The organism is Methylobacterium sp. 275MFSha3.1, from assembly GCF_900108435.1.
In the GTDB taxonomy this organism is placed as follows: domain Bacteria; phylum Pseudomonadota; class Alphaproteobacteria; order Rhizobiales; family Beijerinckiaceae; genus Methylobacterium.
The window spans coordinates 14,589-27,691 of the sequence record NZ_FNWP01000009.1; the positions used below are offsets into that span (position 1 = coordinate 14,589).

14 protein-coding genes are annotated in these 13,103 nt (G+C 72.3%); 9 read left to right on the forward strand and 5 right to left on the reverse strand.

The features are described from left to right. Positions 1 to 6 precede the first annotated feature (6 nt). The 3 genes from clpA to BLW78_RS12140 all read left to right on the forward strand — a co-directional run bounded on the left by clpA (position 7) and on the right by BLW78_RS12140 (position 4,233). A complete protein-coding gene (gene clpA, locus BLW78_RS12130; RefSeq protein ID WP_026605345.1) occupies positions 7 to 2,493 on the forward strand; it encodes an ATP-dependent Clp protease ATP-binding subunit ClpA in 2,487 nt (828 codons plus the stop codon). A 92-nt stretch (positions 2,494 to 2,585) separates the two neighbouring features. Continuing rightward, complete coding sequence (locus tag BLW78_RS12135) at positions 2,586 to 2,870, forward strand: hypothetical protein (RefSeq protein ID WP_020095819.1); 285 nt, start codon at positions 2,586 to 2,588, stop codon at positions 2,868 to 2,870. Between the two features lie 64 nt (positions 2,871 to 2,934). Beyond that, positions 2,935 to 4,233: a flavin monoamine oxidase family protein gene (locus tag BLW78_RS12140; RefSeq protein WP_091679822.1), complete on the forward strand. Its 1,299-nt coding sequence runs from the start codon at positions 2,935 to 2,937 to the stop codon at positions 4,231 to 4,233. A 21-nt stretch (positions 4,234 to 4,254) separates the two neighbouring features. Here the strand turns inward: BLW78_RS12140 and BLW78_RS12145 are convergent, their stop codons facing one another. Genes BLW78_RS12145 through egtB form a run of 3 tightly spaced genes read right to left on the reverse strand, consistent with a single transcriptional unit; the run spans position 4,255 to position 7,608 of the window. Further along, positions 4,255 to 5,319 carry an adenylate/guanylate cyclase domain-containing protein gene (locus BLW78_RS12145; RefSeq protein ID WP_056525392.1) on the reverse strand — a complete coding sequence of 355 codons (1,065 nt, stop codon included), beginning with the start codon at positions 5,317 to 5,319 and terminating at the stop codon, positions 4,255 to 4,257. 27 nt (positions 5,320 to 5,346) lie between these two features. Further along, complete coding sequence (egtD, locus tag BLW78_RS12150) at positions 5,347 to 6,321, reverse strand: L-histidine N(alpha)-methyltransferase (RefSeq protein WP_091679825.1); 975 nt, start codon at positions 6,319 to 6,321, stop codon at positions 5,347 to 5,349. 18 nt (positions 6,322 to 6,339) lie between these two features. Further along, entirely contained in the window at positions 6,340 to 7,608 is a 1,269-nt protein-coding gene (egtB, locus tag BLW78_RS12155; protein WP_091679828.1) for an ergothioneine biosynthesis protein EgtB, read from the reverse strand. 294 nt (positions 7,609 to 7,902) lie between these two features. On the opposite strand from egtB, the gene murI reads away from it, so the two are divergent. After that, positions 7,903 to 8,778, forward strand: coding sequence for a glutamate racemase (gene murI / locus BLW78_RS12160; RefSeq protein ID WP_091679830.1), 876 nt, complete (start codon positions 7,903 to 7,905; stop codon positions 8,776 to 8,778). A 113-nt stretch (positions 8,779 to 8,891) separates the two neighbouring features. Next, complete coding sequence (locus BLW78_RS12165) at positions 8,892 to 9,608, forward strand: cache domain-containing protein (RefSeq protein WP_091679833.1); 717 nt, start codon at positions 8,892 to 8,894, stop codon at positions 9,606 to 9,608. A 59-nt stretch (positions 9,609 to 9,667) separates the two neighbouring features. Here the strand turns inward: BLW78_RS12165 and BLW78_RS12170 are convergent, their stop codons facing one another. Both BLW78_RS12170 and BLW78_RS12175 read right to left on the reverse strand, forming a co-directional pair. Next, the gene (locus tag BLW78_RS12170) at positions 9,668 to 9,859 is read right to left on the reverse strand and encodes a hypothetical protein (protein ID WP_091679836.1); all 192 of its coding nucleotides are present in this window, start codon (positions 9,857 to 9,859) and stop codon (positions 9,668 to 9,670) included. Positions 9,860 to 10,283: 424 nt separating this feature from the next. Beyond that, positions 10,284 to 10,496 (reverse strand): hypothetical protein, encoded by a 213-nt coding sequence (locus BLW78_RS12175; RefSeq protein WP_020095827.1) that lies wholly within the window; start codon positions 10,494 to 10,496, stop codon positions 10,284 to 10,286. A gap of 242 nt (positions 10,497 to 10,738) precedes the next feature. On the opposite strand from BLW78_RS12175, the gene BLW78_RS12180 reads away from it, so the two are divergent. The 4 genes from BLW78_RS12180 (at position 10,739) to BLW78_RS12195 (ending at position 13,092) form a co-directional block, all read left to right on the forward strand. Next, positions 10,739 to 10,951 carry a hypothetical protein gene (locus BLW78_RS12180; protein WP_020095828.1) on the forward strand — a complete coding sequence of 71 codons (213 nt, stop codon included), beginning with the start codon at positions 10,739 to 10,741 and terminating at the stop codon, positions 10,949 to 10,951. 106 nt (positions 10,952 to 11,057) lie between these two features. Continuing rightward, positions 11,058 to 11,315: a hypothetical protein gene (locus BLW78_RS12185; protein WP_091679838.1), complete on the forward strand. Its 258-nt coding sequence runs from the start codon at positions 11,058 to 11,060 to the stop codon at positions 11,313 to 11,315. A gap of 133 nt (positions 11,316 to 11,448) precedes the next feature. Beyond that, on the forward strand, positions 11,449 to 12,090 hold the full coding sequence (locus tag BLW78_RS12190) for a DUF47 domain-containing protein (protein WP_020095830.1): 642 nt from the start codon (positions 11,449 to 11,451) through the stop codon (positions 12,088 to 12,090). Positions 12,091 to 12,105: 15 nt separating this feature from the next. Continuing rightward, the gene (locus BLW78_RS12195; RefSeq protein WP_042673857.1) at positions 12,106 to 13,092 is read left to right on the forward strand and encodes an inorganic phosphate transporter; all 987 of its coding nucleotides are present in this window, start codon (positions 12,106 to 12,108) and stop codon (positions 13,090 to 13,092) included. Positions 13,093 to 13,103 lie beyond the last annotated feature (11 nt).

Genomic DNA, 13,103 nt, shown 5'->3' on the forward strand with positions numbered 1-13,103 from the left:
CCAGCTTTGCCAAGCTTCTCACGCAGCCTAGAACAAGCCCTCCACCGCGCCCTGGCGCTCGCCGGGGAGCGCCGGCACGAATACGCGACGCTGGAGCATCTCCTGCTCGCCCTGGTGGATGACCAAGATGCGGCCGCGGTCATGCGCGCCTGCAACGTCGAGATCGACACGCTCAAGCGCAGCTTGGTCGACTACGTCGATACCGAGCTCTCCAACCTCACCGGCGACGGCCGGCAGGACGCCAAGCCCACGGCCGGGTTCCAGCGCGTGATCCAGCGCGCCGTGATCCACGTCCAGTCGTCGGGCCGCGAGGAGGTGACCGGCGCCAACGTGCTGGTGGCGATCTTCGCCGAGCGCGAGAGCCACGCCGCCTACTTCCTGCAGGAGCAGGACATGACCCGCTACGACGCGGTCAACTACATCAGCCACGGCATCGCCAAGCGGCCCGGCGCCTCCGAGGCGAAGCCCGTGCGCGGCGCCGACGAGGAGGGCGCGTCCGAGCGTCCGAGCGACGAGGGCGATCCCCGCGGCGCCAAGAAGAAGGGCGACGCGCTCGACGCCTATTGCGTCAACCTCAACAAGAAGGCCCGCGACGGCAAGATCGACCCGCTGATCGGCCGCGAGAGCGAGGTCCAGAGGACGATCCAGGTCCTCTGCCGCCGGCAGAAGAACAACCCGCTGCTGGTCGGCGATCCCGGCGTCGGCAAGACCGCGATCGCCGAAGGTCTGGCGCGCAAGATCATCCAGCACGAGGTGCCGGAGGTGCTCGCCGACGCGACCGTCTTCTCCCTCGACATGGGCACGCTGCTCGCCGGCACCCGCTACCGGGGCGACTTCGAGGAGCGCCTCAAGCAGGTGATGAAGGAGATCGAGGCGCACCCGAACGCCATCATGTTCATCGACGAGATCCACACGGTGATCGGCGCCGGCGCGACCTCGGGCGGGGCCATGGACGCGTCGAACCTGCTCAAGCCGGCGCTCGCCTCCGGCACGCTGCGCTGCATCGGCTCGACCACCTACAAGGAGTACCGCCAGTACTTCGAGAAGGACCGTGCCCTGGTGCGGCGGTTCCAGAAGATCGACGTCAACGAGCCGTCGATCCCCGACACGATCGAGATCGTGAAGGGCCTGCGGCCGTACTTCGAGGAGTTCCACAAGCTCAAGTACACGACCGAGGCCGTGAAGGCCGCGGTGGAGCTGTCGGCCCGCTACATCAACGACCGCAAGCTGCCCGACAAGGCGATCGACGTGATCGACGAGACCGGCGCCTCGCAGATGCTGGTGCCGGAGGCGCGCCGCAAGCGCACCATCGGCATCAAGGAGATCGAGGCGACCATCGCCACGATGGCCCGGATCCCGCCGAAGACCGTCTCCAAGGACGACGCGGTGGTGCTCCAGCACCTGACCGAGAACCTGAAGCGCGTGGTCTACGGACAGCCGAACGCCATCGAGGCCCTGACCTCGGCGATCAAGCTGGCCCGGGCCGGCCTGCGCGACCCGGACAAGCCGATCGGCTCGTACCTGTTCGCGGGCCCGACCGGCGTCGGCAAGACCGAGGCCGCCAAGCAGCTCGCCGCTTCGCTCGGCGTCGAGATGCTGCGCTTCGACATGTCGGAGTACATGGAGCGCCACACGGTGAGCCGCCTGATCGGCGCGCCCCCCGGCTACGTGGGCTTCGACCAGGGCGGCCTGCTCACCGACGGGATCGACCAGCACCCGCACTGCGTGCTCCTCCTCGACGAGATCGAGAAGGCGCATCCGGACCTGTTCAACATCCTGCTGCAGGTGATGGACCACGGGAAGCTGACCGACCACAACGGCAAGCAGGTCGATTTCCGCAACGTCATCATCATCATGACGTCGAACGCGGGCGCCTCGGACCTGGCCAAGGCGGCCTACGGCTTCACCCAGTCGAAGCGCTCCGGCGACGACGTCGAGGCGATCAACCGGCTGTTCGCGCCGGAATTCCGCAACCGGCTCGACGCGATCATCTCGTTCGGCCACCTGCCGAAGGACGTGGTGGCGAAGGTGGTGGACAAGTTCGTCCTCCAGCTCGAGGCGCAGCTCGCCGACCGCAACGTCACGATCGAGCTCTCCGACGAGGCCCGGGACTGGCTGGTGGAGCACGGCTACGACGACGCGATGGGCGCGCGCCCGATGGCCCGGCTGATCCAGTCGACCATCAAGACGCCGCTCGCCGACGAGGTCCTGTTCGGCAAGCTCAAGGACGGCGGCGCGGTCCGCGTGGTCGTCCGCAAGCCGGAGGACGGCGAGGCCAAGGCCGGCGCCAAGGACAGCCTGGGCTTCGACTTCCCGGCGGGTCCCGTGACGCCCAAGCCCGAGAAGGACGTGACCAACGCCGCCAAGCGCCACAAGCGCGCCAAGCCCCGCACCGCGGCCCGGAAGAAGACGCCGAAGGACAACAAGGGCGGCGGCGGCAGTTCGGGCGGCGGCGTCCGGACCGTGCCGAAGGTGCCACTCGTGCGCGCCTAATGGTGTGCAGGCCGGCCGGCGGCCTTCCGGACTCGGGGGCCGCCGGTCTATGACCGCCGCGACGCGCATGCGCCGCGGCGAGGAGGCGCCCGATGACTGACAACCTGCACGAGGGACCCCTGTCCCCCGTCGCGCAGCCGGCGCCCCCCAAGAAGCTCACCCGGCGCGAGGAGCGCCGCCGGCGTCGCCAGCGGCGCCGCCGCGGCGAGGAGGTGCTGGCCTGGGTGCTCGTGCCGTTCATCTGCTTCGGCATCTACTGGGGCATCGCCGCCGGCTTCGACTTCTTCGGCACCTCGCCGGGCCAGGTCTGGGACCAGCTGATGCAGGTCAAGGCCATGATGGAGAAGCGTTCGGGTCCCCAGGGCGCGCGCGGCTAGCGCGCCGCCCCTGTCCGGACGCGGGAGGCGACGCCTCCGGAGACGGTTCCGAGCGGGCGCGCCCATGACATCGACCCGTCGATCGCTGCTCGCCGCCCCCCTCCTGGCGATGCCGGCCCTCCGGGCCCGCGCCGGCGGCGGATCCGTGGTCGTCGTCGGCGCCGGGGCCGCGGGGCTCGCGGCCGCCGCCCTCCTGCGGGCGGCCGGGCAGAGTTTCACCCTCGTCGAGGCCCGGGACCGGATCGGCGGCCGCGCCTTCACCGACCGGGCGCTCGGCGCCGCGTGCCGGTTCGACGCCGGCGCCGAGTACATCCACTGGGCCGAGCGCAATCCCTGGGCGCCCATCGCCCGGGCGGCCGGGGCGCACGTCGCCCGCGAGGACGGCTGGGCGCGCCGGCTCGTCGTCGACGGCCGTCCCGCCACCGCCGCCGAGGCGGCGCAGCGGCGCGCCGGCTTCTCCGGCCTCGACGCGCTGCTCGCCCCGAAGGGCGGCGACCCGTCCCTGGCGGAGGCGGCCCGGGCCGGCGGCCCCGACGCCGCCCTGGCGGCGGCCGGCCTGAGCCGGCTCTCCCTCGGCGAGGATCCCGAGCGGGTCTCGGCCGTGGACTACGACCGGCTCTGGTCCGGCTCCGACCTCTGGATCGACGGCTACGGCGACCTCGTGGCGCGGCACTTCGCCGACCTGCCGGTCAGCCTCAACTGCCCCGTGCGGGCGATCGACTGGTCGGGCCGCGGGGTCCGGGTCGAGACGGCGCGGGGCACGATCGCGGCCGCCGCCGCCGTCGTCACGGTGCCGGTCGGGGTGCTGAAGGCCGGGGCCGTGGCGTTCGCGCCGGACCTGCCGGACGCCGCCCGGACGGCGCTCGACGGCCTGTCGATGGGCGCCTACACCAAGATCGGCCTGCGCCTCGACCCCGCGCGCCTCGACGGTGCCGACCTCGGCGACGCGGTCTCGGTGGCGACGGGCGGCCCGACGATCTACTTCGAGATGCAGCCCTTCGGCCGGTCCCTGGCGGTGGCCAATCTCGGCGGCGACCTCGCGCGCGACCTGTGCCGGGCCGGTGAGGCGGAGGCGGTGGCGCTCGCCACCGAGCGCCTGGTCGCGGTCCTCGGCGGCGGCGCCCGCAGCGCCGTCCGGGCCGGGCGCCTCGCCGGCTGGTGGACGGACCCGCACGCCCAGGGCTCCTACTCGATCGCCGCCCCCGGCCACGCGGAGGCCCGAGACCAGCTGCGCGCCCCGGTCGGCGGGCGCGTGTTCTTCGCCGGGGAGGCGCTGGCGGGCGGCGGCGCCATGACGGTGGGCGGGGCGACCCTCGACGGCGAGCGCGCCGCCCGGGCGGTGCTGAAGGCGCTGGGCGCCTGAGCTGCCCGTCGCCGCGGCGGTTCACGCGGTCGCGGCGCGGCTCGGCAGCGGTCGCGCGGGTGCCGCGACGGCGGCCCGGCGCCGGATCGCCGCCACCGCCAGGGGCTCGGCGCGGCCGCGCAGGGCGTGGGCCCCGAGATCCTCCGCCACGAGGTCGTCCGGCAGCGGGCCGAGCCGGGCGAGGAGGTCGGCCGAGACGAGGACGTCGACGCCCAAGGTCTTCGACAGGGCCTCCAGCCGGGCCGTCGTGTTCACGACGTCGCCGAAATACGCGATCTTGTGTCGCTCCAGCCCGATCTCGGCGGTCACGACCGGGCCGCAATGCAGCGCGGCGCGGAACTGCGGCACCTGCCCGAAGCGATCCCGCCAGCTCTCCGCCTCGGCGGCGAGCCGCTCCTGGAACGCGAAGACGCAGCGCAGGCAGGCGGCGTCGCGCAGCCCCCGCTCCATCGTCCAGGTCACCAGCGCGAGGTCGCCGACGTAGTCGTCGATGGAGCCGCGGGCGCGGGCCACCGGCAGCGCCAGAGCGTTGAACACCTGCCCGAGATAGGCCTGCGCCGCCCGGTCGCCGTGGCGGTCGGCGAAGCGCGTCGACCCGGTCACGTCGAGGAAGAGGAAGATCCGCTCCTCGCTGATCGGCCGGTGGTAGCGCCCGATCAGCAGGTTGGCGAAGACGCCGGGTCCGATCAGGTCGCGGACCCGGAACACGAACACCACCAGGGCCGAGATGCCGAGCGCGTAGAGCAGGCCGGACTGCGACATCAGCATCGCGTTCCGCTCGCTGTACATGAAGCGGAACAGCTGGTTCAGCACCGTGCTGGCGACCGCGTTCCCGACCACGATCAGCGCGATGTAGAGCGCCACGGTGGCGAGCAGGAACAGCGGCGTCGCGAGGCCGCGGATGCGGTCGCGCAGGCGCGGCGCCAGCAGCTGGCGCTCGTAGAGCAGGATCGGCGTGCCGATGATCGCGCCGCGGATCGCCGTCCCGGTCAGCGGGGCGATCCCGAAGATCACCCCGTAGAGGAGCCCCGCCAGGGCTCCCAGGGCGGGCGCCACCAGCAGGAACCAGCGCGGGCCGAAGCGCATGGGTTCGCGTGCCCCGCCCGACCCCGCTCAGTCCAGCCGGAGCGCGTGGACCGAGAACAGCTGGTCCGGGTCGGTCCAGACCGTCAGCCACGTCCAGCCCGCCCGCTCGGTCAGCGCGCGGAACGTGGCCGGCGTGTACTTGTAGCTGCTCTCGGTGTGGATCGTCTCGCCCGCCGCGAACGCGAAGGTGTCGGCGCCGACCCGCACCGCCTGGGCGTCGCGGGCGACGAGATGCATCTCGATCCGCGAGGCGTCGGTGTTGAACACCGCCCGGTGGCTGAACGCGCCGGGCTCGAAGCGGCCGGCGAGTTCCCGGTTGATCCGGGTCAGGAGGTTGAGGTTGAAGGCCGCCGTCACGCCCTGCGCGTCGTCGTAGGCGGTCTCCAGCACCGCCGCGTCCTTCACGAGGTCGACGCCGACGATCATGTGGGCGCCCGGCCCCAGGATCCGCCCGAACCGGCGCAGCAGCGCCTCGGCCTCGTGCGGGTCGAAGTTGCCGATGGTCGAGCCCGGGAAGAACCCGGCGCGCGGCAGGCCGTTCAGGCTGTCCGGCAGGTCGAAGTCGCGGGTGAAGTCGGCCACGACCGGCTCGACCCGCAGGTCCGGGAAGTCGCCCCGCAGGACCTCCGCCTGCCCGCGCAGGAACTCGCCGGAGACGTCCACCGGCACGTAGGCCGCGAGGGTGTCGAGGTGGCGCAGGAGTCGGCGCAGCTTCACGGTCGAGCCGCTGCCGAACTCCACCAGCGCCGCGTGGGCCGGCAGCAGCGCGGCGATCTCGGGCCCGCAGGCGTCGAGGATGCCGATCTCGGTCCGGGTCGGGTAGTATTCCGGGAGCCGGGTGATCGCCTCGAACAGCGCGGACCCGGCCTCGTCGTAGAAGTATTTCGGCGACAGGGCCTTCTGGGGCTTGGACAGGCCCGCGCGGACGTCGTCGAGGAAGCTCAGCGGCGGCGCGTCCAGCGTGACCGGCGTCGCGTCGGCGAAGGTGGGCTTGATGGTCAAGGGCGGCTCCGGGGCGCGTCAGGCGGCGTCGGCGAGGCGCAGGCCGGTGAACTGCCAGCGCTGGTGCGGATAGAAGAAGTTGCGGTACGGCAGCCGGGCATGGCCCTCGGGGGTCGCCACCGACGAGCCCCGCAGCACGAACTGGTTGGCCATGAACTTGCCGTTGTACTCGCCGAGCGCCCCCGGGAGCGGCCGGTACCCCGGGTAGGGGACGTAGGCGCTGCGGGTCCATTGCCAGACGAGGCCGAAGGCGTCCGGCAGGCCGCCGTCGCGGGCTGCGACCTCCCACTCGAACTCGGTCGGCAGGAAGCGGCCGGCCCAGCGGGCATAGGCGTCGGCCTCGTAATAGCTGACGTGGGTGACGGGGGCATCGAGGTCCACCGGGCGCTCGCCGCCCAGCGTCATGGTCGCCCACCCCTCCCCGTCCCGGCGCCAGTAGCCGGGGGCCTCCCAGCCCTCCGCCGGCCCGGCATACCAGCCATCGGAGAGCCACAGCTCCGGCTTGGCGTAGCCGCCATCCTCCATGAAGGCGAGCCACTGGCGGTTCGTCACCAGCGCCCGGTCGAGGCGGCCGGCCGGGATCAGCGTCTCGTGGCGGGGCGACTCGTTGTCGAACGAGAACCCCTCGCCCGCATGCCCGATCCACGCGATCGCGCGGTCGAGGGTGACCTGGCCGGCCTGCGCCGCCGCCTTCGGGAAGCGCCAGTCCGGGTCGTAGGCCGGGTTCAGTGGGTTCTGCGCGAAGGCGTGCAGGATGTCGGTGAGGAGGAGCTCCTGGTGCTGCTGCTCGTGGTAGAGGCCGATCTCCAGGATCGGCAGCACCGCCTCGAGCGCGCGCTCGGAGGCCTGGCCCAGCAGGGCCTCGACCGCCCGGTCGATATGGGCGCGGTAGGCCGCGACCTCCGCCATGGTCGGGCGGGTGATCATGCCGCGCTGGATGCGCGGCTGACGGGGACCGGCCGCCACGTAGTACGAGTTGAACAGGTAGTGCAGCCGCGCGTCGTAGATCGCGTAGCCCGGCAGGTGCTCCCGCAGCAGGAACTGCTCGAAGAACCACGTGACGTGCGCCCGGTGCCACTTGGTCGGGCTGGCATCGGCCATCGACTGGACCTGCTGGTCTTCCGGCGAGAGCGGCGCGGCGCGGCGCTCGGTCTCGCTCCGGACCTGCCGGTAGGCGGCGATCCAGGCGGCCCGGTCGATCGGCCGGGCCGTGACGTGCGGCGGCGGGAAGGCCGGTGCCGCGGGGTCGCGTCTCTCGTCCGGGCGCAGTGCGGCTGTCGCTGCCATGACGATGATCCCTTTTTTCGGGCCTGACCGAGAACCGTCTTCTCGACCCCGGCCGGCGCGCAGAAGATATGTTCCGGCCGTGTTCCGACAACCTCTGCAAGAGCGGACGCGGCGGCTTCGCGTGCGCCTGGTCTGCGCGCGGTCGCCGCTCGGCCCACCGGGCCTCTTCGCCGCGTCGGCGCGCCGGTTAACGGAACGGGTTGGGGATCACGGGTCTTTCTCTCGCCGCAGTGACACCGCCTTAACCCTCGCTGCCGAGATTTTGGGACGCTCTTCGAGGAGTCCGGGGTTCTCATGCGGATCGATCTGATGGCCGGGGCCAGCCTGTCCGCCGCCGCTCTGCGCTGCGCCGCAGAGCCGACCATCCTGGTGTTCGATTCCGGCCTCGGCGGCCTGACCGTCCTCGACGCGGTGCGGCGCGCCCGCCCGGATGCCCGCTACGTCTATGTCGGCGACGACGCCGCCTTCCCGTACGGCCGGCTCTCGGAGGCGACCCTCGTCGCCCGCGTCCTCGCCGTGATGGAGCGGCTGGTCGCGACCCACCGGCCCGATCTCGTGGTCATCGCCTGCAACACCGCCTCGACGCTGGTGCTCCCGGCGCTGCGCCAGCGCTTCACGACGCCCTTCGTGGGGGTGGTCCCGCCGATCAAGCCCGCCGCCGAGGCGACGCGCTCGCGGCTCGTGACCCTGCTGGCGACGCCCGGCACGGTGGCGCGCTCCTACACCCACGACCTGATCGCGACCTACGCGGGCTCCTGCGCGGTGACGCTGGTCGGCTCGCAGAACCTCGCCGGCTTCGCGGAGACCGAGCTCGCGGGCGCGCCGGTGGACGACGCCACCCTCGCCGCCGAGATCGCCCCCTGCTTCGTCACCGAGGCGGACGGGCGGCGCACCGACGTGGTCTGCCTCGCCTGCACCCACTATCCGCTGCTGCTGCCGCGCCTCCAGGCGGTCACGCCCTGGCCGGTGACCTGGATCGACCCGGCGCCCGCCATCGCCCGGCGCGTCGTGCAGCTGATCGGCCCCCTCCCCCGCGAGGCGGACCGGCACGGCTCGGCGCTCGGCGCCTTCACGGCCGGCACCTGCCTGACCGACGCCTTGCGCGCGGCCCTCGCCGCCCGGGGCATCGGCGACGTCGCCGTGGAGGCGGTGCCGCTGCCGATGCAGTGAGGCAGTGCGGCGTCTCTCGCCCTGTCATCCCTTGTTCGGGTGATGACCGGTTCAGGCTGACAGGTCTCTCATTCCACCGGTTCGACACGTCATGTTGAAAGCGGGAGAGGCCGATGGCGTCCAGGGCTTCGAGACTGGCGATCCTCGCGCTGCTCGGACTGGGATCGATCGCGCCGGCCCGGGCCTGCGGTGACGGTGAGGCTCCGGTATCCTGCGACGATCCGAGCCCGAATGGCTTCGCCTCCTGGATGCTCGGCCGCGTCGATCGGGCCCTGAAAGCCGACCGGACCCGGGCGCTCCAGGACTTCACCGACGGCACGCGCGGGTTCCGCACCGCCGACACCTACGTGTTCTGTATCGATGCGGACGGCGTCATGACCGCCCACCCGAACCCGATCCTGAAGGGGCACGACGTCCGCGACCTGCACGACCGGACCGGCCACCACTTCATCCGCACGATGCTGGACACGGCCAGGCCCGGCCAGATCTCGGTGATCCGCTACCTGTTCCCCAAGCCGGGCAGCACCGTCGAGGAGCCCAAGACCACCTACTACACCCGGGCCGGGGACCAGACCTGCGCGGTCGGCGTGTACGACGCCGACGCCGCGGCCCCGACGGTCGCGACGCCCGAGGGCCGCGTCGCCCTGCTGCGCCAGAAGCTCGACGGCCAGATCCCAAGCAGTGCCCGCGCGGACTGGACCGCCTTCCTGGAGGCCCTGAACGCGCAGGGCGACGAGAAGGCGACGGCGATCGCCGAAGCCCGGCGCGAGCTGAGGGCGGCCGCGAGTGCGCTGGATCAGGCCGGGCTCGGCGCGGCGCGCGGCGAGTAGGCGGGGCGGCCGGGGGCGGCTCGGGCGCCGCGTCGGGGTCGCCTGTCAGGCCGTGCCCGTCACCGCAGGATCTGGGCGCCCGCGATCTGCGCCGTGGCGACCGGGGCCGCGTCGGCCTCGGCGGGCACGACCAGATGGACGAACAGCATGCCGGCCGCGACGATCAGCGCGAGGGCGAGGATGCGCCACAGTTCCAGGATCGGCTCCTGCGCCGGGGCATCCTGAATCACTCGGTTCGTCTCGCTCGGCATCGCTTCCGCTTTCCCGCCTGTGACCCTCCGGATCGGACACCCGGAGGATGAACGCTTGGTAAAATCCGCCCCGATCGGCCCGGCCCGCCGAGGCGGGCTCGGCGGGGAGCGGGGTCCGGCGTCGGGATTGTCGCCGCCACCGCGAGGCAGAGGGAGCGGGCGCTGGCGATCGCCTCGCCGACCGGGGCCGTGTCGCAGCGGAATGGGGCCGCAGCGGGACGGGCTCGGTCCCGCGGCGTGCGGTGCCGCACCCGCTGACGTTGCGGCCGGGGCGCGGTCCCGGTCACGAGGCCGAGCGCGGAGGCCTCACCCGGTCGTCTCGGATCCACCCGCACGTCCCGGAAGCGAGAGGGACCGGCTCGGGTGAGGCGTCGATGGCCGGCGCGGATCCGGGCCGGTCCCGGTGCCCGCAGGTCCGGTCGACCTACGCGGCGGCTGGCAGGGCGGCGACCTCGCAGCTGTCGGCGCGCAGGCGCCAGTCGACCACCCGGGCCCCCGCGCAGAGCAGCGCCTTGGCCTGCCAGACGGCCGACACCTCCGACGGCGCCCGGACCAGGATCGCGCGCTGCCGCACCCTGTGCTCGTGGCCGGTATCGTCCGCGACGGTCTTGTAGAAGGTGACGCGATAGAGGCGCATGGTCCGGGCTCCGGTTGGGGGCGGGGATCGTGGGAGACCGGGGCGGCGCGCGCATTGATCCCGCGCAAGGACGGGACGCCCGCCACGCGCGCGGGCGTCGCGGGTGGGCGCAATCAGTTGTCGACAGTTGAATACCGGGCGATACAGGGCGTTGATTACATTCGCGGGAATGGTCTAGCTTCATCAGCAATCGTCCGCAGTCCGGAACGGTCCGCGGCGGGGCTCCAGACCGGGAGTGCCTGATGTTCGAGAGCGTGTTCTGGGGTGCGGTACTCGTCGCGCTGATCGGTTCGGCCGCGCTGGTGGCGATCGGCGCCAGCGTCCAGCCGCGGTTGGGTCGCAAGATGGAGATGGACGCGCGCCTCGCCGATCCGCGCCGCACCTTCGGGCGCAAGCGGCGCTGGGCGCGTCCGCCGCGGACGATGCGGCGACCCGGCCTGCTCCCCATGCGGTGACTAGCGCTGCACCAAAGACGTACATCTCCCGCCGCCGGCGCGCGTGATAGCTACCTGTTCACTGCGGAAATGCAGTGTTCACGCCGGGCTGGAGGGATCGGTACTGATGAGCGTGCGTCAGATTTGTGATCAGGTTCGGATCGCCGAGCAGGCCTTCACCGCCGCGCTCGGCAACATGAAGGCCGCAGGCCTGCGCGAGTCGCTGACCCGCGAGCTCCAGGAGATGGAGAGCGCCGAGATCGAAGCCGGGCAGGACGCGGCCGCGGCGCGGTCGGCCTCCTGGAAGCGGGTCAAGATGCTGCACGGGCTCGGCTACCCGGTGGATTTCGGCTGGCTCCACGCCGCCGCCATCCCGGCCCGCTGAGCGGCGCCGGCCGGCGCCGCCCCGCTGGCAGATTGTTTGCCGGCTCCCGGATCGGGTCGGCGCTCTCGCCCGTTGTGCTTGCCGGGTGCCGCCGCACCCGGCCGCCGCGCCGACCTCTCGATCCGGACACGCCATGCTGGCTTGGTTTCGCGCCCTGATGCCGCGGGAGGACCGGTTCTTCGATCTCTTCGAGCGTCACGCGCGGACGCTCGAGGACGGCGCGGCCGCCCTGCGAGGACTTCTCGACGGGACTCAGGCCGTCCCGTCGGCCTACGCGGCGATCGCGGCCCACGAGGACGCGGCCGACGGGATCACCCGCGAGGCGCTGCTGGCGGTCCGCCGGACCTTCATCACGCCGTTCGACCGCGGCGACATCCAGGCCCTGGTCGGCTCCCTCGACGACGCCATCGACCAGATGCTCAAGACCGCCAAGGCGGTCCAGCTCTTCGAGGTGACCACCTTCGAGCCGGCGATGCGCGAGATGGGCGCGGTCATCCAGGAGGCCGCGCAGGTCACCGCCGAGGCGCTGCCGAAGCTGCGGGCCCTCGGCGAGAACGCCGCCGCGCTGAATAGCCTGACCGAGCGCGTCATCGAGCTGGAGGGGCGGGCCGACGACCTGCACAATGACGGGCTGAAGGCCCTGTTCAAGGCCTCGGGGCGGGACCCCATGGCCTTCCTCGTGGGGTCCGAGCTGTACGGCCACCTGGAGAAGGTCATGGACCGGTTCGAGGACGTGGCGAACCAGATCAGCAGCATCGTCGTCGAACATGTCTGAGCCGCAGGTCGCCGCGTGACGCTCCTCGTCGTCCTCATCGTCCTCGCCCTGGTCTTCGACTTCCTGAACGGGCTGCACGACGCCGCGAACTCCATCGCCACGATCGTGTCGACGCGGGTGCTGGCGCCCCGCTACGCCGTGTTCTGGGCGGCGTTCTTCAACTTCGTGGCCTTCCTGGTCTTCGGCCTGCACGTCGCCGGCACGGTCGGCTCGGGCATCATCGACGTCGCGACGGTGGACGACCGGGTCATCATGGGCGCGCTCGGCGGCGCCATCACGTGGAATCTGGTCACGTGGTACGCCGGCATTCCGTCCTCCAGCTCCCACGCCCTGATCGGGGGCCTGCTCGGCGCCGGCATCGCCAAAGCGGGGGTCGGCGTGATCGTCTGGCCCGGCGTCATCGCCACCAGCGCCGCCATCGTCCTCTCGCCGGCCCTGGGCTTCGCCCTCGGGCTGCTGCTGATGCTGGCGGTCTCGTGGATCTTCGTCCGCTCGACGCCGCACGCCGTGGACCGCGTATTCCGGGGCCTGCAGTTCGTCTCGGCCTCGCTCTACTCCCTCGGCCACGGCGGCAACGATGCCCAGAAGACCATGGGCATCATCGCGGCCCTGCTCTACGCCCACGGCGAGAGCGGGGCCTTCCACGTGCCGCTCTGGGTTGTGCTGTCCTGCCAGACCGCCATGGCCCTCGGCACCCTTCTGGGCGGCTGGCGCATCGTCCACACGATGGGCTCCAAGATCACGCGGCTGTCGCCCATGCAGGGCTTCTGCGCCGAGACCGGCGGCGCCGCGACGCTGTTCGCCGCGACCGCCTTCGGCATCCCGGTCTCGACCACCCACACGATCACGGGCGCCATCGTCGGCGTCGGCGCGGCGCGCCGCGTCTCGGCGGTCCGCTGGAACGTCGCGCAGGGCATCGTGATCGCCTGGGTGATCACGATGCCGGCCGCGGCCCTGGTCGCGGCCCTGACCTACGCGGCGTCGGGCCTCGTCCTGCCTTGAGGGCGGGTCGC

What these genes read in the sequence shown, in the direction of transcription:
- BLW78_RS12145 (WP_056525392.1), bottom strand. Translation starts at nt 5,319, where the DNA reads ATGCGCTTCGGCCCGCGCTGGTTCCTGCTGGTGGCGCCCGCCCTGGGA.
- BLW78_RS12170 (WP_091679836.1), bottom strand. Translation starts at nt 9,859, where the DNA reads ATGCCGAGCGAGACGAACCGAGTGATTCAGGATGCCCCGGCGCAGGAG.
- BLW78_RS12180 (WP_020095828.1), top strand. Translation starts at nt 10,739, where the DNA reads ATGTTCGAGAGCGTGTTCTGGGGTGCGGTACTCGTCGCGCTGATCGGT.
- murI (WP_091679830.1), top strand. Translation starts at nt 7,903, where the DNA reads ATGCGGATCGATCTGATGGCCGGGGCCAGCCTGTCCGCCGCCGCTCTG.
- BLW78_RS12165 (WP_091679833.1), top strand. Translation starts at nt 8,892, where the DNA reads ATGGCGTCCAGGGCTTCGAGACTGGCGATCCTCGCGCTGCTCGGACTG.
- BLW78_RS12175 (WP_020095827.1), bottom strand. Translation starts at nt 10,496, where the DNA reads ATGCGCCTCTATCGCGTCACCTTCTACAAGACCGTCGCGGACGATACC.
- BLW78_RS12140 (WP_091679822.1), top strand. Translation starts at nt 2,935, where the DNA reads ATGACATCGACCCGTCGATCGCTGCTCGCCGCCCCCCTCCTGGCGATG.
- BLW78_RS12185 (WP_091679838.1), top strand. Translation starts at nt 11,058, where the DNA reads ATGAGCGTGCGTCAGATTTGTGATCAGGTTCGGATCGCCGAGCAGGCC.
- BLW78_RS12135 (WP_020095819.1), top strand. Translation starts at nt 2,586, where the DNA reads ATGACTGACAACCTGCACGAGGGACCCCTGTCCCCCGTCGCGCAGCCG.
- BLW78_RS12190 (WP_020095830.1), top strand. Translation starts at nt 11,449, where the DNA reads ATGCTGGCTTGGTTTCGCGCCCTGATGCCGCGGGAGGACCGGTTCTTC.
- egtB (WP_091679828.1), bottom strand. Translation starts at nt 7,608, where the DNA reads ATGGCAGCGACAGCCGCACTGCGCCCGGACGAGAGACGCGACCCCGCG.